Genomic DNA, 18669 nt, shown 5'->3' with positions numbered 1-18669 from the left:
TTTTCATTTTTACGTGCAAGAAATCCGGACGCGAGAAACTCTGGACAGCTGAAAGGAAATGCCTGGGATGGAAACGCAGAAAAGGCCACGCGGCAGACCAAAATCGCTGTTCAAGGAAAGCTCGGCCGGGACCATGCAATCGCTGGATCGGGCGCTGAGCGTTTTGACCACAGTAGCCAGTCTGGAACGCGCAGCACTCAGCGATTTGGCGCGCGAAGTTGATGTGCCCACGGCCACAACACACCGAATTCTGGTGACGCTGCAGAAGCACGGTTTCGTCGCCTTTGATGAAGAGCGTCAAGAATGGATGATCGGGATCGAGACTTATCGCACCGGAGCGTCCTTTCTACGCCGTAATGGTGTTATCGAAATCGGAAGGCCCATTTTACGCCGGCTGATGCAGGATAGCGGCGAAACGGCGAATCTGGCCGTTCCGGACGGGGCCGAAGTGGTGTTTGTGGGGCAGGTCGAAACGGCCAATCCGATCCGGGCCTTTTTTCCACCGGGCGCGCGGACACCGATGTATGCCTCGGGCACCGGTAAGGCGATCTTGGCCGCGTTGAACGAGGCAGCATTGATCAAAGCGCTGGGCACGTTGGACACAAAGGTCTTCACGCCTCAAACACTGGTGCCCGGCGATGCACTGCAAAGCGATCTGGATCAGACCCGGGCCCGCGGGTGGTCGCATGATCGGGAGGAACGATACGAGGGGATGTCATGCATCGGTGCTGCCATCTTCAACGACCGGGGGGAACCCTGTGCGGGCATTTCCGTATCTGGCCCTACCGCCCGTTTCAGCACTGAACGCGCGCCGGAATTGGGCCGATTGGTACAAGCCGCCGCGCAAGAGGTTACCTTGCTCAGCGGTGGGCGCTTACCGGCGCGGGATGCGGGGGATGCGGGAATGTGACAGCTTGTATTCGTGCTCTGGATGGGGCGGATGCCCATGGGTGCGGTTCCAATAGTCACTCGCGCCGCGCCGCAACCAAAGGGGTATGCACAAGAGCAAACCAACAAGGAAGCCCCCGGTATGGGCCCAATAGGCGACGCCGCCCTCGTCGGGGTTGCTGGACAGGCTCCCAATGAACTGCATACCCAGCCACACGCCTAGCATGACAAACGCCGGGATCGAGAAGACACGGAAATAGATCACCAGAACAAGCAGGATGTCCACGCGCGCTTTGGGGAACATCAACAAATAGCCACCCATGACGCCAGCTATTGCGCCAGACGCACCAATCGTAGGAACCAGAGATTGTGGCGCTGTGACGACGTGGATCAGACCGGCCCCGATACCCGCGGCAAGATAGAACAGTAGAAAGGGCAGGTGGCCCATTTCGTCTTCGAGGTTGTCGCCGAAGATCCACAGGAACAGCATGTTTCCTGCCAGATGCATCCAGCCGCCATGCAGGAACATCGAGGTCACGAGGGTCTCAAGCGTGTAACCGTCCGTAATCCGGGCGGGCACCACCGCATAATCGGTATACAGCTGGGTGATCAGTCGCTGGTTCTCCATGCTTCCCGCATAGCTGAGGAAAATCAGGATATTCGCTGCCATCAACAGATAGATGACATATGGGGTGCGCCCCGAAGGGTTATGGTCACGAATTGGAAACATGGTGCGACGCTGGGCGGTTGGCTGCCCAGCGTCAAGGCCTGTTTAGGCCGCACCCCCCAGCAATGCGGCATTCCCACCCGCAGCAGTGGTGTCGACACAGACATGTCGTTCTCCCAGAACGCGGGTGCGATCTGGCTGGCCGGGGATCAGAGGGATGATTGGGCCTGCACGCCGGGACAGATGACGCTCGATTTCCTGACCGGTTGCGTCGTCGCCCCACCACAAGACGCCAGAGAAACCGGTCAGGTTTTCAAGCCGGTGCAGGTCAAAGGCACCGGTAGCGATAATCGCCTGACCGCCCAGGGCTTTGACCGCATTGGCCTGCGCTTGTGCGGCTTCAACTCCGGGGCCCATACACAATAGCGGTGCGCGTGAGAATTCACTCAGGCGGTTCGATTCACCCGTCGGACCGGGCAGCAACCGCGCCTTGATCTCAGCAGATTTTCCTTCTGGCAATGGTAGATCGGTCATATCGGTGGACCATTGCTCGGGACTGACCTGCCGGTCCGGGGCGCAGAAACGGGTCAGGTAGTTCGGCCCGCCCGCCTTTGGGCCGGTCCCCGACAGACCCTCGCCGCCAAAGGGTTGCGATCCAACTATGGCGCCGATCTGGTTGCGATTGACGTAGATGTTTCCGGCATGAACAGCTTCGGTGATGTGCTGAACGCGGTCGTCGATCCGTGTGTGCAGGCCAAAGGTCAGCCCATATCCTGTGGCGTTGATATCGGCGATGATCTGATCCAACTCTGAGGAATTGAACCGCACTACATGCAGGACGGGGCCAAACACCTCGCGCTCCAACTCGGCAATGCCGGGGATTTTGATAAGGGTTGGGGCGATGAACGTGCCGTCACCAGGGACGGACATCTCTTTCAGGACACGCCCTTCGGACCGTGCCAATGCGATGTGATCGGCGATGCCGCGACGAGCATCGTCGTCAATCACCGGGCCGCAATCGGTTGAGATAGGCCAGGGATCACCAACCAGCAGCGCATCCATAGCCCCTGTCAGCATGGTCAGAAGATCATCGGCAATGTCTTCCTGGACATAGAGACAGCGCAGGGCTGAACATCTTTGCCCCGCTGATTGGAACGCGCTTTCGATGATGGACTGAACCGCCTGTTCGGGCAGGGCGGTGCTGTCCACGATCATCGCATTCAAGCCACCAGTTTCCGCGATCAGAGGCGTTCCCGGCCGCAAGTTTCCGGCCATGGCCGCACGGATTTTCAGGGCGGTCCCGGTCGAGCCGGTAAAGGCCACTCCCGACACTCTCGGGTCCGAGGTCAGGGCTGCGCCCACCGATGGACCGCCCGGCAGCAACTGTAGCGCGCTGCGTGGCACTCCGGCCTCGTGCAGCAATTCAACGGCGCGATGCGCGATCAATGGTGTCTGCGGTGCGGGCTTTGCCAACACCGCATTCCCAGTGGCCAAAGCGGCGGATATTTGACCGGTGAAAATGGCCAGCGGAAAGTTCCACGGGCTGATGCAGGTGAACACACCCGCTGGTTCTGCGTCGGGTATATTCGCCGCATAATAGCGCAGGAAATCTACCGCCTCGCGCAGTTCGGCGACTGCATCGGGCAGGGACTTACCAGCCTCACGGGCCAGCAGGGCGAAAAGTTCACCGAAATGGGTCTCGTAAAGGTCGGCGGCGGCATTCAGAACCTGCGAGCGTTGATCTGCCACTACCTGCCAGGGGGTGGCTGCAGTCAAAGCAAGCTCGACATCTTGTGCGCTGGCCGGAGCAACGGCACCGGGGCGATCCCGCGACTGTGCGGGGTTGACGATGGGCTGATCGTCATCGGGCCGCGCATCGCCGGACAACAACGGGCGCGCATACCAGCGATGCGCCCGAAACGCGTCGCGGGCGGCGTTGACCCGGTCCAAAGTGGGAATGTGCCGCAGATCAAACCCCTGCGAATTGGGCCGCTCGGGTTGATACAGTTCGGGTCCGGTTGGGATGGCGCGCGCCGGTTCTAGGAGAGTCAGAAACGGATCGGCCGCAACCTCCTCCGGGGGAACAGTATCATCCACGATTTGGTTCACGAATGAAGAGTTCGCACCATTTTCAAGCAGTCGCCGCACCAGATAGGCCAGCAAGTCACGATGGGCCCCGACAGGCGCATATATGCGGCAGCGTGTCTTGTTTGCGTCCTTAACCAGATGGTGCAGGGTTTCCCCCATCCCGTGCAGCCGCTGGAATTCGAAAAGCTGATCAGTTGCCATCTGCAGAATTGCACTGACCGTATGAGCGTTATGGGTGGCAAACTGCGGATAGATCCTGTCGGTCATGCTCAGCAATTTTCGCGCATTAGCAATATAGGAGACATCGGTCACGGCCTTGCTGGTAAACACCGGAAAACCCTCTACGCCTTCAACCTGAGCGCGCTTGATTTCGGTATCCCAATAGGCGCCTTTGACCAGCCGCACCATCAGTTTGCGGTCATAGCGCTCGGCCATTCCATAGAGCGCGTCCAGAGCGATTCCAGCACGCGGACCATAGGCCTGAACCACAATTCCGAACCCGTCCCATCCTGCGAGTGCAGGCTCGGCCATCACCGCTTCGATGACCTGCAGGGACAGCGACAGGCGGTCGGCCTCTTCGGCGTCGATGTTCAGGCCCATGCCAGCGGCTTTGGCCAAAAGGCACAGAGCGCGCAGGCGCGGGACAAGCTCGGCCATCACTCGCTGTTCCTGGGCCAACTCATACCGGGGGTGCAGTGCTGACAGCTTTACCGAGATGCCTGGATTGGCGCGAATGTCATCATGGGTGCAGGCCTCTGCAATGGCGGTGATGGCACGGGAATAAGACAAATGATATCGGGCCGCGTCGGCCTCGGTCCGTGCGGCTTCACCCAGCATATCGTAGGAATAGGTATAGCCCTTGGCCTCCATCCCGCTGGCACGTTCCATGGCCGACTGGATGGTCTCGCCCAGCACGAACTGACGACCCATTTCCTTCATTGCGCGCCCGACGGCCGTGCGGATAACCGGTTCACCCAGTCTTTTGATCGCACCTCGCAGGGCACTGACAGGCGAGGGCTTGCCGTCGTCGAGGACTTTACCGGTCAGCATCAGCGCCCAAGTCGAGGCATTCACCAGCGGCGAGGAGGATTGCCCAAGATGCTTGCCCCAGTCGGACGGCGCGATCTTGTCTTCGATGAGAGCATCGATCGTGTCGGCATCCGGCACGCGCAGCAGCGCTTCGGCCAGACACATCAGCGCCACGCCCTCATCGGTAGACAGGCCATATTCGGCCAGAAACACCTCCATCATGCCCGGCGATGTACTGGATCGAATATCACGCACAAGCTGGGCGGCTGCCGCACAGATTTGGGCTCGATCAGTTTCAGACAGCGCGGCATGATCGATAAGATTGTCGAGAACGGCGGTTTGATCAGCGTAGGTTTGGCTGTCGATATGGGTGCTCAGGCTGTGTGACATGAATCCTCCAGGCTTTTGTTGAATATAATGTCGATTTCTCAGGACGATTGCCGTATTTTTTAATTCATCTGGTCGGATGGACTGTATTTAGGGGATAATGCCGTGCAAATGAACTTTCCGGATTTGGATCGGTTTGATCGAGCGATCTTGGCGATTCTCTCAGAGGATGGGCGCATATCAGTTGCCGACCTAGCGCGGCGGATCGGGCTGTCGAAATCCCCAACCCAGGCGCGTCTAAAGCGACTTGAGGCTAGCGGGGTGATCACCGGGTATCGCGCCCTACTGGACCCGATCCGACTGGGGTTGGACCATGTGGCTTTTGTCGAGGTGCGCCTGACCGACACAAGAGAGAAGGCACTGGCCGAGTTTAACGCCGCAGTCCGCAAGGTGCCCGAAATCGAGCAAGCTCATATGATCGCGTCGAATTTCGACTATCTGCTGAAAATCCGCACTGGTTCAATGTCGGAATACCGCGCCGTTTTGGCTGAGAAGATATCCTCGCTTCCGCATGTGGCGAATACCTCGACCTTTGTGGCGATGGAGGCAGTTAAGGAAACCGTTGTTTCAGGCGCTTTGGACAGGGTGGGTTGACGAATTGCGCAAGCGCGTCACCATACGCGTATGAAGCGTTTTGTGTTCCCTCTGCTAGTGTTGGCGGCCCCTCCGGGTGTCGCCTGGTCTGAAGAATGCCCGTCCTCGCCGGATCATACTGAAAGCATCTCGGCCGTAATCGCGCAAATTCAGGATGTTGGAAACGAGGCCGAAGCCCAGACATTTTCCAATCAGTTATGGGAGTTGTGGACCGATGCGCCCGACGCTGTTGCGCAGGCCGTTCTGGACCGGGGCATGACCCGCCGCAGTGGCTGGGACCTTCGGGGTGCCATCGAGGAGTTTGACAAGCTTATCGAATACTGCCCGCACTATGCCGAGGGGTACAATCAGCGCGCCTTTGCATATTATCTTAGCCAGGATTTCGCATCTGCGTTGCCGGATCTGGACAAGGCGATCGAGCTGTCTCCGAACCATGTCGCGGCGATCAGCGGGCGCGCCCTGACGCTGCTTGGCTTGCATCGGATAGATGAAGCCCGTGCGGCACTGTCACATGCTTTGGAGCTTAATCCCTGGCTGTCCGAGCGCCACTTGATGGCTCCAGGCGGACCGTTGGAGCCGCCCGGTGAGGATATCTGAGGAATAGACGTCCCCGACCCATAGGACCGGGGACAATCTGGAACAGCTTAACCGACCAGCCCGTTATCGGTGCGCTTGATCGTGATCACCGACGAGCGCGGTGTGCCACCATCCGGCCATTCGCTGCCGGGATGCTGAATGCCGACAAACATGGTGCGCAGATCGCTGGACCAGGCCAGACCCGTGACCTCACACCCGTTTGGACCGGTCATGAAACGGGCGATTTCGCCTGTGACCGGATCGCCGACCAGCATCTGGTTGTTGCCGTGACCTGCGAAGTCTTCTTCATTGTCGTCATTGCCGTCGGTCTGGATCCAGACCAGACCGGTCGAGTCAATGGTCATCCCGTCGGGTGAGTTGAACAGGTTGCCCTCGTTCACATTGGCCGACCCGGCGCGGGCGTCAGAATGCACCGTCGGATTGCCGGCCATGACATAGAGACCCCAAACGAACGCGTCGGCTGCGTGGTCGTCATTATCCGGTTTCCAGCGAACGATCTGGCCATATTTATTGGCCTCACGCGGGTTGGGTCCATTGGTCGACGTATCGTCGCCTCCGGCATTTGGTTTCACGCCGCGGTTCTTGTTGTTGGTCAGGCAGCAATAGGCTTCGACCGCTACTGGGCTGGACGCCACCCATTCAGGGCGGTCCATTGTGGTGCCGCCTGCTTTGGATGCCGCCATTCGGGTAAAGATCGCAATATCCGCCGCATCCATGCCGGTTGCATCCGGCGTCAGCGGCAGCCAGGTGCCTGTCATGTCGTCATCGAATTTCGCCACATAAAGCGTGCCGTCGTTCAACAGGCTCTGGGTTTCGCCGCCGGGCTGATAGGTTCGGTTCGAGACGAATTTGTACAGATACTCGCCCCGCTCATCATCACCCATATAGACAACCACGCGGCCATCAGCGGCCAGAGTCACCTCGGCATTTTCATGCTTGAAACGGCCCAGACCGGTATGTTTGACCGGGGTGCTATCCGGTTTGGTCGGGTCGATTTCGACGATCCAGCCCACCCGGTGCGGCTCATTGGGGTTTTTGGAGGTGTCGAACCGCGGATCGAACAGTTCGTAGCCGTTCCAGCTTTCGGCTTTGACACCATAGCGTTTGAAACCGTCCGCGACCTTTTGATCATAGCTGGCGTTTTCGTCGCTGGAGCCGAAATAGCCGTTAAAGTTCTCTTCGCAGGTCAGATACGTGCCCCAAGGCGTCTTGCCTGCACCGCAGTTGTTCATGGTGCCCAGCGAGGTTGTGCCGGTCGGGTCGGCCTCGGTCTTCAGCAGATCGTGGCCAGCGGCGGGGCCGACGATAGCCATCAGCGTGTTGTGGTGAATGCGCCGGTTGAACGGGCTGTCTTTAACCACGGACCAGCCTTCGGGGCCTTCGGTGATTTCCATCACGGTCACACCCTGCAGGTTCTGCAGTTTGCGCACGTCGTCAGCACTGGCTGGAACGCCTTCCTGCGCGGCGGGCAGGTTGATCTTACCGTTCGGATATTCGTGATTGATCGCAATCAGCTCATGACCCTGGAAGATAAAGGTCTCCATTCCGTCGGTATTCTCGCCAAAGATGCGGTCCGAGTTCTCGACTGGGCCGCCCTCGGCTAGGTCATAGCCATCGGCATCCGAAAACAGCGGGTCGCCCCAGCGCATCAGGATCTGCCAATCGTACCCTTCGGGCACATGGACGGTGCCGTCGGTCTGTGCGGCGATTGGCGTGAAGGCAAAGCGGGATGCAGCCTGTGCCTGCGCCGAGGTCGAACCAAGTAGGCCAGTACCCATCGCAGCCGCGCCAGAGCCGAAAGCCACAACGCCGGACAGAAATCCACGGCGGGAAATGGCGCTTTCGACGACACGGTCAAAGTCGTTTTCTTCGGGGCGGGGGAAATGCAGCTCGTCCCAGTCGTCGGCGGAAAGTGTGGTAGGGTCAACGTCTTTCATGGATTGCTCCTGGCTGTCGGTGAAAAGTCGATGAAACGCATTTAGGGGGCATTTGTGACAGGGTGATAACAGCACCATTAACGATGGCGCCGGGATACTCAGGAAACAGATTTACTCGGGATGCGTAAGGATACGCCGATTGGACCAGCCCGTCAAAACGGGTTGATCACGGCGTGTTTTATTGGGGTTTCGCCAGGGGAAAAGCGGTCAGGTAAGGCGCTGACCTTCGGCGTTAAACCGATAGGCCTTGTCCGGAGAATAGGCGAGTCGCAATTCCTGCCCTTCGGATATCGCATGCTGGCCAAACAGGCGGGCGGTTACGGCATGTTCGTTGACCTGTGCGATGACATTTGTGTCTCCGCCCAGCTTTTCGACATGGCTTACACGCGCGGTGAGCGGTCCGTCATCTGAAACAAACAGGTCCTCGGGCCGGATGCCGATCGTGTTCTGACCGCTTTCATTAAGCAGCCCCTGCGGCAGGAAATTCATCGACGGAGAGCCGAGGAACCCGGCCACAAATTGGTTGGCAGGGTTGTTATACAGCTCCATCGGGCTGCCAATCTGTTCCACCCTTCCGTCGCGCAGAACGACGATCTTGTCTGCCAGCGTCATCGCCTCGGTCTGGTCATGGGTGACATAGATCATCGAGGCGTCCAGCGCGCGGTGCAGATTGGCGATCTCGATCCGCGTATTCATGCGCAGCGCGGCATCCAGATTGGACAGAGGCTCGTCAAACAGGAACAGTTTGGGTTCGCGCACGATGGCACGGCCAATGGCAACCCGCTGACGCTGACCGCCTGACAATTCCGACGGGAAGCGATCCAGATAAGGCTCGAGGTTCAGCATCCGGCTGGCATTGGCGACGCGCTCTTCGATCACCGATTTGGGCTGCTTTTCCTGTTTCAGCGCCAGCGTCATGTTTCCCCGGACATTGAGGTGCGGGTAAAGCGCATAGCTTTGGAACACCATCGCGATACCGCGCTTGGAGGGCGGCAGCAGATTGACCTGTTGACCACCAATATGGATATCGCCTGAGGACGCATCCTCGAGCCCGGCAATCACTCGCAATAAGGTGGACTTGCCGCAGCCCGAGGGGCCGACAAAGACGACGAACTCGCCGTCTTCGACCTCGAGCGTGATGTCCTTCAGGACATGCACATTGCCGAAGGATTTATTGATTTTGTTCAGCGTCAGGGCGGTCATGTCGCTTGCTCCTCAAAGGAAACGGGCTGGCCTGTGCGGATGCTTTCATCCGCAGCCAGGCAAATGGCAAGGGATTGGACGGCGTCATTCATATGACGCGTCAGGTCGATATCGTCAGTGATGGCGCGCAGCATATAGGCCTGTTCGGCATCGCAGAGGTTTTGGTGGCCGGGTTCATCCGGCATCTCGATTGTGTGGTCGCCGTCGGGCGTGTGCACCAGCAGACCGCCGACTTTGGTATGCCCGTCGATATCCGCCGAGGCGCCCTTGTTCCCGTCGGTGATCGAGACCGAGCCGTTGGGCGACACGATATCTTTCACGAAGAACGCGGTTTCCGACATCATCGGGCCCCAGCCGGCCTCGTACCAGCCGACCGAGCCGTCATCGAAGACCACCTGGAACTGGCCATAATTATACATTTCGGGCGCGATCTCATCGGACAGGCGCAGACCCATGCCGTGGACGCGCACCGGTTGCGCGTCGGTGATCTGACACATCACATCGACATAGTGAACGCCGCAATCCACGATGGGCGAGGTGGTCTGCATCAACGCTTTATGCGTCTCCCATTCCGCGCCGCTGGATTGCTGGTTCAGGTTCAGGCGGAATACATAAGGCCCACCCAGGTTGCGGGCCTCGGCAATCAGCCGCACCCACGAGGGGTGGTGGCGCAGGATGTAGCCAACAACCAGCTTGCGGTTCAGTCGGATGGCGGTTTCGACCACGCGCCGCGCATCAGCGACATTGGTGGCCAGCGGTTTCTCTACAAAGACATGCGCCCCGGCTTCCATCGCCGCACAGGCATAATCCGCATGGCTGTCGGAATAGGTGGCGATCACGACCAGATCCGAGTTTGTTTCGGCCAGCGCGGTTTCGAAATCCGAATAGGCAGGATAATCCGCCAGATCGGGGTCATCCACGCGCCCGGATCGGTTCACCAGCCCAGCAATTTGCACGTCCGGGTGATGGTGATGGGCCAGCGCGTGGCTGAACCCCATATTGCCAAGACCTGCGATCAGAACACGTGTCATTTGACAGCCCCTGACGTGATGCCGCGGATCAGCTGGCGCGAGAATATGACATAGAGAACCAGGACCGGCAGGATTGCCATCGACAAGGCTGAAAGGACGGCGTTCCAGTCGGTGACAAATTGACCGATAAAGACCTGGCTGCCCAGCGTCAGGGTCTTGGTCTCTTCGGCGGGGGCCAGGATCAGCGGGAACCAAAGGTCGTTCCAGATCGGGATCATGTTGAATACGGCCACCGTCGCCATGGCGGGCCGCACCAGTGGCAGCACCAGGCGGAAGAAGATCGTATATTCCGACAGCCCGTCGATGCGCCCGGCGTTTTTCAGATCGTCGCTGACCTGCCGCATGAATTCGGACAGGATGAACACAGCCAGCGGCAAACCCTGTGCCGTATAGACCAGGATCAGCGCCCAAAGTGAGTTCACCAACCCGGTCGCCACCATCATCTCAAGGATTGCGACAGTGCCGATGCGGATCGGAATCATGATCCCCAGTGCCAGATACAGGCCCATCAGCAGGTTGCCTTTGAACTGGTATTCGGACAGCGCATAGGCCGCCATGGCACCGAACAGCAGGATAAAGAACAACGACGCCACGGTGACGATCATCGAGTTCTGAAAGTAGAGGAAGAAATCCCCCTGCTTCATCACCGTCTCATAGCCGATCAGCGAAAAACTGTCTGCGTTGGGCAGGGCCAGCGGTTCGCGAAAGATCGACCGGCGGGTTTTGAAGCTGTTGATCAGGATCACAAAGACCGGGAACAGCGCGATCAGCGTGTACAGGATCAACCCGGCATGCATTGCTGCGGTGTTGAGGGGGTTTTGGCGTGCTTTGTTCATCACTTGGCCCTCACAGTTGATACCGGCGCATCCGGGTCTGGATGCCGAACAGATAGATACAGACGCCCACCAGGATGATTGCGAACATGGCCCCGGCGATGGCGGACCCCATATGCGGGTCGCCCAGCTGCAACTGGAAGCCAAAGAAGGTGCGGTACATGAAGGTGCCCAGAATATCGGTTGAGAAATCCGGCCCCGCCAGCGCGCCTTGTGAGGCATAGATCAGGTCGAATGCGTTGAAATTTCCCACAAAGGTCAGGATCGAGATGATCCCGATCGAGGGCAGGATCAGCGGTAGTTTGATCTTCCAGAAGGCCGAGGCCCCGGTGATGCCGTCGATCTCTCCGGCCTCAAGGATTTCTTCGGGGATGGTCAGCAGGGCGGCATAGATCAGCATCATCGGGATGCCTACGAACTGCCAGACCGAGATCAGCGCCAGCGTGGTCAGTGCGTATTCCTCTTTGCCCAACCACGGCGCAAAGAGGGACTTCAGCCCAACCGCATCCAGCATCGAAGGTGCGATGCCCCAGATCGGCGACAGGATCAGTTTCCAGGCAAAGCCCACGATCACAAAGCTGAGGATCGTAGGAATAAAGATCGCCGAGCGATACAGGGCGGCAAACCGTAGGCGGGGGTGGCTGAGAAGGGCGGCCAGCGCGATGCCGATCGGGTTCTGAACCAACATATGGATCAGGAAGAACCAAAAATTATTACCCAGAGCATTCCAGAACTGATCCGACCAGTTGGGATCGAAAAACAGGGTCCGGAAATTCTGCAATCCGACAAACACGCGAGCCTGATCAACCTCTGTATACAGTGCAAGGCGCAGTGTGTTGAACAGCGGGAAAATCATCACAGCGGTATAGACGAGTACGGCAGGTGCCAGAAATACAACGATATGCCAGCGGATGCGGGGGCGGGTCATGGGATTGCTTTCAAAGGGGTGTCGGAGTTACCCGGGCGGTCGGCACCGCCCGGGTATGGATCAGCTTACTGATGCGGAGCGTACCAGGAGGCCAGGCCTTCCTGCAGTTCGGCACCCAGTTCCTCGGGGGATTTTGCGCCTTTGATGGCGGCAACCGAAGCGCCCCAGGTATCGTTTTCAAGGTTCGGTGTGCCACGCGACAGGATTTGATAGGTCGAGCGGATGGTCGATTCACACTCTTCGCGCCAGCCTACGATTTCCTTGGCCAGCGGGTCCTGCAGCTCGACCGGAGTGTTCGAGAGCGGGAAGAAGCCAGGCAGGGCGTTGCCGAAGATTTCGGCGAATTCCGGGCTTGCGACCCAGGCCAGGAACGTCTCGGCAGCTTCGGGATTCGCGGTGGCCGCATTCATACCAATGCCAATGTCGGTGTGGTCCGAGATATAGCACGTATCGCCCGCATTCTGGACTGGGGGCTTAAAGGCGCCCATTTCGAAATCGGCCTGCGCATTGAAGCCCGAAATTTCCCAGGATCCCGCAGGGTAGACGGCTGCGCGGCCCAAGGTAAAGATGTTCTGGCTGTCGGGATAGGTCTGCGCCTCATATCCATCACCCAGATAAGCGCCCCAACGGGCCAGGGTGGCATAGGGGGCGGTCCAGGCTTCATCGGTCAGCTTTTGCTCGCCCGCGATCAGCGCCTGGCGGCCCTCTTCGCCTTTCCAATAGTTCGGGCCGATGTTGTTATAACCCATAGTGGCGGCTTCCCACTGGTCGTTGGTGCCCATCGCCATCGGGATATAAGTGCCGTCTTCCTTGATCTTGTCGAGGGCGGCAAAGAACTCGTCCTCGGTTGTGGGAACTTCGATACCCAGTTCGGCAAACGCGTCCTTGTTATAGATGAACCCGTGGATCACCGATGCCATGGGAACGCAGAAGCTGGCCGAGCCGTCATCCGTCTGCCAGGCCGATTTGGCCACATCCGAGAAGTTGCCCATCGCTTCGACACCCGACAGGTCGCTCAGGTGGCCGGCCTCATAGAGGGCCAGTGATGCATCGAAAGGACGGCAGGTGATCAGATCGCCAGCCGAGCCCGCATCCAGTTTCGAGTTCAGGACAGCGTTGTATTCTGCCGGGGCCGAGGGTGTGAATTGCACTTTGATGCCGGGGTGTTTGGCCTCAAACGCAGGGATGATCTGGTCCTGCCATAGCGTCAGGTCGTCATTTCGCCAGCTTTCGATGGTCAGGGTCACATCTTCCGCATAGGCAGCCGACGCCATCAGCGTCGTGCCCAGCAGAGCAAGTTTCAAGCTATTCTTGGTCATCCATATTCTCCCGATTGATGGTTATTATTCTATGGCCAGTGCGGCCGTTAGGATTCCGTCTGATGTTCGTAGGCGTTCGGTGGCTTCGGATGCCGAAACACCTTTTGCGGCGACAAGCACGGCGGGCTTCACATCACCGCGCGTTGCTTCCAGTGCGCGCTTTGCAGCGCCTGTGTCCACCTCGGCAATGCGGGTGACGATTCCGGCCGCGCGGGCGCGCAGTTTGTCATTGTCGGCGCGCAGGTTGACCATCATGCCGCCATGTACGTGGCCAAGGTCCAGCGCCATCAGCGACGACAGCATATTCAAGGCGATCTTTTGTGCCGTTCCCGCGCCCATCCGAGTTGATCCAGAGATCAATTCGGGCGGTGTGGCAAGCAGGATCGGGATGTTGGCCTGTATCAGCAGGGGGCTGTTGGCGTTATTGGCGATGCCGATCAAGGTCGCGCCTTTTGCACGGGCGATGCCTGCGGCTGTCATCGTGTAGGGGGTCGACCCGCTTGCGGATACGGCGATCACCGTGTCCTGGGCTGACAAACTGTTCAGCGCTTCACGCAGGTCACCGTCGGCGTCTTCGGAATCACCCGGCATCTCGACACCCGTCGGAAGACCACCAGCCATATGGATTCGCAACTGGTCTGGCGTGATCGAGAATGTTCCGCCCAGCTCTTGCGCGTCAGCCGCCGCCATCAAACCGGACGAGCCTGCCGCAACATAGTGCAACATGCCGCCCGACCGGAGCGTCCTGGCCATCGCAGCGGCGCCCAATGCAATAGCCTGTGTGGCCGAGCGCACCGCCGCTGCCGCAGCGATCTGCCCCTCGGCCAGCAACAGCGCCGACCCTGTCAGGTCTTCGCGGCTCAGGCTGGCGGCGTCGCGGTGCAGTTGTTCGGTTGACGGCAGCGTCAAGAGAATCCCCTCCCAGGTTTCCCGATTACAATACCTATTTAATACCACCTGTCCAACATTTTCTTTTCGGTATTATTTGGGTGCTGATTTTAAAGGAAAAATCGAGATATTGGCGAAAATAGCATAAAACGAGGCTTTTCTAATCGAAATAGGTATTGTATTGGTATTGTCATGACTGAGTCCCTGAATAATGCTGTGCTGGCCATTGATGGCGGTGGAACGCGGTGTCGCGTTGCCTGCGAGGTTGCCGGAGTTATTCACGGTGTTGAGGTCGGCGCTGCGAATGTCTCGACTGATTTTGAGGCCGGTGTTTCACAGATAAAACTTGGGTTGGATCAGCTGTCCGGCAAGCTTGGCCTCGGGGTTGAGACCTTGTTGGCCTGCCCTGCTTTTGTTGGCTTGGCCGGGATCACGGATCAGACAATCGCAACCCGCCTGAGGGATGCGCTTGGCCTGACGCGCGCCCGGATTGAAGATGACCGCCCCGCAGCTTTGCGCGGGGCCCTGGGTGCGCAGGACGGGCTGATCGCCCATTGTGGTACAGGCTCATTTCTGGCCAGACAAACTGGTAGAGACATGCGCTTTGCCGGTGGCTGGGGCTCGGCCTTGGGGGATGAAGCCTCGGCCCAGTGGGTTGGAAGGATGGCGCTGTCTTTGGCATTGCGCGCCTTTGATGGAACGCAGCCCAGTTCGGACCTTTTGGCGGCTCTGCTGTCCGACCACGACGGCACCGCCGGGATCGTCCGCTTTGCAGGCGCTGCTGATCCTGCGCAGTTTGGTGCGATTGCGCCAAAAGTGACCTTGGCGGCTCAGAATGAAGACGAGGCCGCGCAACACATCATGCAGGCAGGTGCTGCTTACCTGGCTGATACAGCCGCGCGTCTGGGGAGGAGCCCGGGCACCGCGCTGTGCCTGACCGGTGGGATTGGCGGCCATTATGCCGCCTACCTGCCCGAAAACATGCAATCCGACCTGCGCGCACCATTGGGCGAACCGCTCGACGGGGCGCTTGCCCTGGCGAAGGAGGTAGAACATGAGCATCGCTGATTTTCTGCGCTCGGAATCCTGGCTGACCGCTGACAACGGCCCGCGATATGTGCAGCTGCGGCGCAGGCTGCAGGAGGGCATTGATACCGGCGTTCTGCCCCCCAATTCGTCGCTGCCGTCCGAGAGGGAACTTGTCGAGATCACCGACCTGTCGCGCGTCACTGTGCGCAAGGCGATTCAAGAGCTTGTCCAAGAGGGCGTGATCGAACAGCGTCAGGGCTCGGGCTCGTTCATCCGCGAGCGTATGGCGCGGGTCGAACAATCGCTGACGCATCTGACATCCTTCACCGAAGACATGACCAGCCGCGGAATGAAGACCGCCTCGAAATGGCTGGAGCGGGGGGTCTTTGCGCCGACCCAAGAAGAGATTGCCGCCTTGAGCTTGTCCGAGGGTGAGCAAATCTCTCGTATCTACCGATTGCGCGAAGCCGATGGCCGCCCGCTGGCGCTGGAAAAAGCGGCGTTGCCTTTGGATATCTTGCCCAACCCGATCGAAGTGACCACCTCTCTGTACGAGGTCTTGGATCGGCTGGGCCGCCGTCCTGTTCGGGCGGTTCAGAAGATCTCGGCCCTGAATTTGGCCGCGCGTGAGGCTGAACTGCTTGATGTTCCCGAGGGAGCCGCTGGGCTGAATATTGAACGTGTTTCTTTTCTCAGAAACGGACGCGTCGCCGAACTGACACGCTCGCTTTATCGCGGCGATGCGTATGATTTTGTCGCTGAATTGCGGTTGTAACCTGAAAGGACGGAACTAGATGTCCGTAGAACTCTCGAAGATGCGTCAGGAAATTCTGGAAATTCCTGATGCCGTAGACCGATTGCTAAGCAATGGGGCTGACAATATCCGCCACGCTGCCCAGTTGGCGCGCGACGCAGACCCGCGTTTTCTGGTCACGGTGGCGCGGGGATCTTCGGATCACGCCTGCACCTATCTGAAATATGCATGCGAACTGTTGCTGAACCTTCCTGTTGCCTCGGTCGGGCCCTCGGTCAACTCGATCTATGGTGCCGAGCTTCGGGCGCAGGGTACGTTGAGTATATCGGTGTCGCAATCTGGTCAAAGCCCGGACATCGTTGGCATGACGCGCGCGCTGAAACGATCTGGTGCCGTGACGGTCGCCATTACGAACAATACGGAATCCCACCTGGCAGATGCCACGGATGCCGTCCTGCATCTTCATGCCGGACCGGAATTGAGTGTGGCAGCAACCAAGACCTTTGTGACGTCTCTGGTGGCGGGGCTGTGGTTGCTGGCGGAAATCGCGGATGAGGCAGAGCTGAAGCAGGCCATATGGTCACTGCCCGGGTATCTTGGGAAGGCTGCCCAATGCGACTGGACCCCGGCCGCCAATGCGATTTCCGGCCGGTCCCTGTTTACCTTGGGTCGCGGTCCGTCGCTGGCGATCTCGAATGAAGCGGCGCTGAAGATCAAAGAGACCTGCCAGATTCACGCCGAGAGCTATTCGACTGCCGAAGTTCTGCACGGGCCGGTCTCAATCGTTGAAGAAGGGTTTCCAACCATTGTGTTCGCCGCCGGTGATGCCGCTGAACAAACAACGGCAGAAGCGGCTGATGCGTTGGCGGCAAAAGGGGCTACCGTTTTTGCCGCAACCTCGGCGGTGAAACAGGCGCAGCCTCTGCCGGTCGTCAGAACGGACCATTGGCTGACCGATCCCATCAGCACCATCACATCGTTCTACAGCATGGTTGAATCGGTCGCCTGCAATCGCGGAATTGACCCTGATGCCCCGCGTCACCTTAAGAAAGTTACGGAAACTGTATGACCTCTGAGACGGTTGTATTCAGAAACGGCGCCTATTTCGACGGCACACACCTGCTGGAGGGGCAGGCGGTTGTGTTTTGCCAAGGTAAATTGTCCGAGGTCACCCCGGCAGACGGAACCAAAATCGCCGGGCAGCAGGTCGATCTGAACGGTGATATTCTCTGCCCCGGATTTGTGGACCTACAGGTCAATGGCGGCGGAAGTGTCATGTTCAACGATGACCCTTCTGTCGAGACTATCCAGCGCGTTTCTCAAGCGCATAGAAAGCTTGGCGTCGCATCCTTTTTGCCCACCCTGATTACCGACACTGCGGCCAAGACCCAGCAGGCAATAGAGGCCGCGATCAAGGCTGTGGATGTCGGTGTTCCCGGTGTCGCTGGACTGCATCTGGAGGGACCGCATCTTTCGTTGGCGCGAAAAGGGGCGCATGACGCGGCGCTGATCCGCCCGATGGATGAAGATGATCTGACCACCCTGATAGCCGCGGCCAGCCGATTGCCTTGCCTCAAAGTAACCCTGGCGCCAGAAGCTGTGTCTGAGCGACAGGTTACCTCTTTGGCTGAGGCCGGAATTCTGGTGTCTCTGGGTCATAGCAATGCGGATTTTGCGACCTGTCAACGTTATGCTGCGGCGGGCGCGCGCTGTGTCACACATCTGTTCAACGCCATGAGCCAGCTTGGAAACCGCGAGCCTGGACTTGTAGGGGCGGCGCTGGCCAATGCGGGTTTGTCTGCGGGTCTGATTGCCGACAGTATACACGTACACCCTGAGGTCATGAGGGCGGCATGGGCGGCAAAGACCGGGCCGGCCCGGATATTTCTGGTCAGCGATGCCATGGCTGTTGCCGGAACAGAGGATGCCGAATTCAACCTTGAAGGGCGCCGTATTACCAGAACGGATGGCCGCCTGACGCTTGAAAATGGAACGCTGGCAGGGGCTGATCTGGATTTGACGACGGCTGTTCGCATCCTTGTCAAAATTGTCGGTGTCCCGCTGAAGGATGCGCTGAGCGCCGCAACGACCTATCCTGCGAAGCTGATTGGCTTGGCCGAATCTTCCAGTATGAATCTGGCATCCATGATCCGTATTTCGGCGGATCTTGAATCTTGCGATTGGGCGAATACCGCGCGCTGAATAAGCCGCGCGCTGCCGAAACGACCCCGGGAATACCGATGCACCGGGGTCCGTCCCCGGGTGTCATATGATTTTGTATTTCACGTGCGAACTGTGCTTGACGACACCTTGGGCATGGCATAAACCAGCCACCGCTGAGCGGGCGTCGTATACTGGCTATTACCTCAGCCTTCCAAGCTGATGAAGCGGGTTCGATTCCCGCCGCCCGCTCCAAATCAGCCCCAAAAATCTGCGTCAAATAGCCTTTCGTTTGGGCCATTCGGCTGCACCGCTTGACCCGGCGGGTTGTAGACGC

16 protein-coding genes and 1 tRNA gene are annotated in these 18669 nt (G+C 58.8%); 8 read left to right on the top strand and 9 right to left on the bottom strand.

Annotated features, from left to right (window positions below; translation table 11 throughout):
- Positions 1-67 precede the first annotated feature (67 nt).
- A complete protein-coding gene (locus AC2FH0_RS14140; RefSeq protein WP_496789630.1) occupies positions 68-910 on the top strand; it encodes an IclR family transcriptional regulator in 843 nt (280 codons plus the stop codon).
- On the opposite strand, the gene AC2FH0_RS14135 is transcribed toward AC2FH0_RS14140, so the two are convergent.
- On the bottom strand, positions 875-1618 hold the full coding sequence (locus AC2FH0_RS14135; protein WP_496708719.1) for a rhomboid family intramembrane serine protease: 744 nt from the start codon (positions 1616-1618) through the stop codon (positions 875-877). The two genes, AC2FH0_RS14140 and AC2FH0_RS14135, sit on opposite strands and share 36 nt — an antisense overlap.
- A 42-nt stretch (positions 1619-1660) precedes the next feature.
- Positions 1661-5062: a bifunctional proline dehydrogenase/L-glutamate gamma-semialdehyde dehydrogenase PutA gene (putA, locus tag AC2FH0_RS14130; protein WP_496789629.1), complete on the bottom strand. Its 3402-nt coding sequence runs from the start codon at positions 5060-5062 to the stop codon at positions 1661-1663.
- A 108-nt stretch (positions 5063-5170) separates the two neighbouring features.
- Between putA and AC2FH0_RS14125 the strand changes: the two genes are divergently transcribed.
- On the top strand, positions 5171-5653 hold the full coding sequence (locus tag AC2FH0_RS14125) for an Lrp/AsnC family transcriptional regulator (RefSeq protein WP_425595921.1): 483 nt from the start codon (positions 5171-5173) through the stop codon (positions 5651-5653).
- 30 nt (positions 5654-5683) lie between these two features.
- Entirely contained in the window at positions 5684-6250 is a 567-nt protein-coding gene (locus AC2FH0_RS14120) for a tetratricopeptide repeat protein (RefSeq protein WP_496701545.1), read from the top strand.
- A 47-nt stretch (positions 6251-6297) separates the two neighbouring features.
- Here AC2FH0_RS14120 and AC2FH0_RS14115 read toward each other — a convergent pair whose 3' ends face one another.
- The 7 genes from AC2FH0_RS14115 to AC2FH0_RS14085 all read right to left on the bottom strand — a co-directional run bounded on the left by AC2FH0_RS14115 (position 6298) and on the right by AC2FH0_RS14085 (position 14410).
- Positions 6298-8187: a PhoX family protein gene (locus AC2FH0_RS14115; RefSeq protein WP_496708722.1), complete on the bottom strand. Its 1890-nt coding sequence runs from the start codon at positions 8185-8187 to the stop codon at positions 6298-6300.
- Between the two features lie 207 nt (positions 8188-8394).
- The gene (locus AC2FH0_RS14110; RefSeq protein ID WP_496708723.1) at positions 8395-9390 is read right to left on the bottom strand and encodes an ABC transporter ATP-binding protein; all 996 of its coding nucleotides are present in this window, start codon (positions 9388-9390) and stop codon (positions 8395-8397) included.
- The gene (locus AC2FH0_RS14105; protein ID WP_496708724.1) at positions 9387-10421 is read right to left on the bottom strand and encodes a Gfo/Idh/MocA family protein; all 1035 of its coding nucleotides are present in this window, start codon (positions 10419-10421) and stop codon (positions 9387-9389) included. The genes AC2FH0_RS14110 and AC2FH0_RS14105 overlap by 4 nt, the downstream gene beginning before the upstream one ends.
- Positions 10418-11257, bottom strand: coding sequence for a carbohydrate ABC transporter permease (locus tag AC2FH0_RS14100; protein ID WP_142636672.1), 840 nt, complete (start codon positions 11255-11257; stop codon positions 10418-10420). Before AC2FH0_RS14100 ends, AC2FH0_RS14105 begins: the two co-directional genes overlap by 4 nt.
- 10 nt (positions 11258-11267) lie before the next feature.
- Positions 11268-12182 carry a carbohydrate ABC transporter permease gene (locus AC2FH0_RS14095; protein ID WP_142636674.1) on the bottom strand — a complete coding sequence of 305 codons (915 nt, stop codon included), beginning with the start codon at positions 12180-12182 and terminating at the stop codon, positions 11268-11270.
- 65 nt (positions 12183-12247) lie between these two features.
- Positions 12248-13501 (bottom strand): ABC transporter substrate-binding protein, encoded by a 1254-nt coding sequence (locus AC2FH0_RS14090; protein WP_142636676.1) that lies wholly within the window; start codon positions 13499-13501, stop codon positions 12248-12250.
- Between the two features lie 24 nt (positions 13502-13525).
- Entirely contained in the window at positions 13526-14410 is an 885-nt protein-coding gene (locus AC2FH0_RS14085) for an N-acetylmuramic acid 6-phosphate etherase (RefSeq protein WP_142636678.1), read from the bottom strand.
- 171 nt (positions 14411-14581) lie between these two features.
- Between AC2FH0_RS14085 and AC2FH0_RS14080 the strand changes: the two genes are divergently transcribed.
- The 5 genes from AC2FH0_RS14080 to AC2FH0_RS14060 all read left to right on the top strand — a co-directional run bounded on the left by AC2FH0_RS14080 (position 14582) and on the right by AC2FH0_RS14060 (position 18587).
- Positions 14582-15457: a glucosamine kinase nucleotide-binding domain-containing protein gene (locus tag AC2FH0_RS14080; RefSeq protein ID WP_496690975.1), complete on the top strand. Its 876-nt coding sequence runs from the start codon at positions 14582-14584 to the stop codon at positions 15455-15457.
- Positions 15444-16193 carry a GntR family transcriptional regulator gene (locus tag AC2FH0_RS14075; RefSeq protein ID WP_496690974.1) on the top strand — a complete coding sequence of 250 codons (750 nt, stop codon included), beginning with the start codon at positions 15444-15446 and terminating at the stop codon, positions 16191-16193. The genes AC2FH0_RS14080 and AC2FH0_RS14075 overlap by 14 nt, the downstream gene beginning before the upstream one ends.
- Positions 16194-16212: 19 nt before the next feature.
- On the top strand, positions 16213-17241 hold the full coding sequence (locus AC2FH0_RS14070) for an SIS domain-containing protein (RefSeq protein WP_496690973.1): 1029 nt from the start codon (positions 16213-16215) through the stop codon (positions 17239-17241).
- Positions 17238-18374, top strand: coding sequence for an N-acetylglucosamine-6-phosphate deacetylase (nagA, locus tag AC2FH0_RS14065; protein WP_496690972.1), 1137 nt, complete (start codon positions 17238-17240; stop codon positions 18372-18374). The genes AC2FH0_RS14070 and nagA overlap by 4 nt, the downstream gene beginning before the upstream one ends.
- 138 nt (positions 18375-18512) lie before the next feature.
- Positions 18513-18587: transfer RNA gene (locus AC2FH0_RS14060), tRNA-Gly, on the top strand.
- Positions 18588-18669: the final 82 nt, after the last annotated feature.

This window comes from Ruegeria sp. CDSC051, assembly GCF_059610665.1.
This window is presented reverse-complemented; position numbering and strand designations above follow the sequence as displayed.

Excerpts from the sequence above, each read along its gene's own strand:
- AC2FH0_RS14115 (WP_496708722.1), bottom strand. The coding sequence starts at position 8,187 with ATGAAAGACGTTGACCCTACCACACTTTCCGCCGACGACTGGGACGAG.
- AC2FH0_RS14100 (WP_142636672.1), bottom strand. The coding sequence starts at position 11,257 with ATGAACAAAGCACGCCAAAACCCCCTCAACACCGCAGCAATGCATGCC.
- AC2FH0_RS14070 (WP_496690973.1), top strand. The coding sequence starts at position 16,213 with ATGTCCGTAGAACTCTCGAAGATGCGTCAGGAAATTCTGGAAATTCCT.
- AC2FH0_RS14075 (WP_496690974.1), top strand. The coding sequence starts at position 15,444 with ATGAGCATCGCTGATTTTCTGCGCTCGGAATCCTGGCTGACCGCTGAC.
- AC2FH0_RS14090 (WP_142636676.1), bottom strand. The coding sequence starts at position 13,501 with ATGACCAAGAATAGCTTGAAACTTGCTCTGCTGGGCACGACGCTGATG.
- AC2FH0_RS14135 (WP_496708719.1), bottom strand. The coding sequence starts at position 1,618 with ATGTTTCCAATTCGTGACCATAACCCTTCGGGGCGCACCCCATATGTC.
- AC2FH0_RS14120 (WP_496701545.1), top strand. The coding sequence starts at position 5,684 with ATGAAGCGTTTTGTGTTCCCTCTGCTAGTGTTGGCGGCCCCTCCGGGT.
- AC2FH0_RS14095 (WP_142636674.1), bottom strand. The coding sequence starts at position 12,182 with ATGACCCGCCCCCGCATCCGCTGGCATATCGTTGTATTTCTGGCACCT.
- AC2FH0_RS14110 (WP_496708723.1), bottom strand. The coding sequence starts at position 9,390 with ATGACCGCCCTGACGCTGAACAAAATCAATAAATCCTTCGGCAATGTG.
- putA (WP_496789629.1), bottom strand. The coding sequence starts at position 5,062 with ATGTCACACAGCCTGAGCACCCATATCGACAGCCAAACCTACGCTGAT.
- AC2FH0_RS14125 (WP_425595921.1), top strand. The coding sequence starts at position 5,171 with ATGAACTTTCCGGATTTGGATCGGTTTGATCGAGCGATCTTGGCGATT.
- AC2FH0_RS14080 (WP_496690975.1), top strand. The coding sequence starts at position 14,582 with ATGACTGAGTCCCTGAATAATGCTGTGCTGGCCATTGATGGCGGTGGA.
- AC2FH0_RS14105 (WP_496708724.1), bottom strand. The coding sequence starts at position 10,421 with ATGACACGTGTTCTGATCGCAGGTCTTGGCAATATGGGGTTCAGCCAC.
- nagA (WP_496690972.1), top strand. The coding sequence starts at position 17,238 with ATGACCTCTGAGACGGTTGTATTCAGAAACGGCGCCTATTTCGACGGC.
- AC2FH0_RS14140 (WP_496789630.1), top strand. The coding sequence starts at position 68 with ATGGAAACGCAGAAAAGGCCACGCGGCAGACCAAAATCGCTGTTCAAG.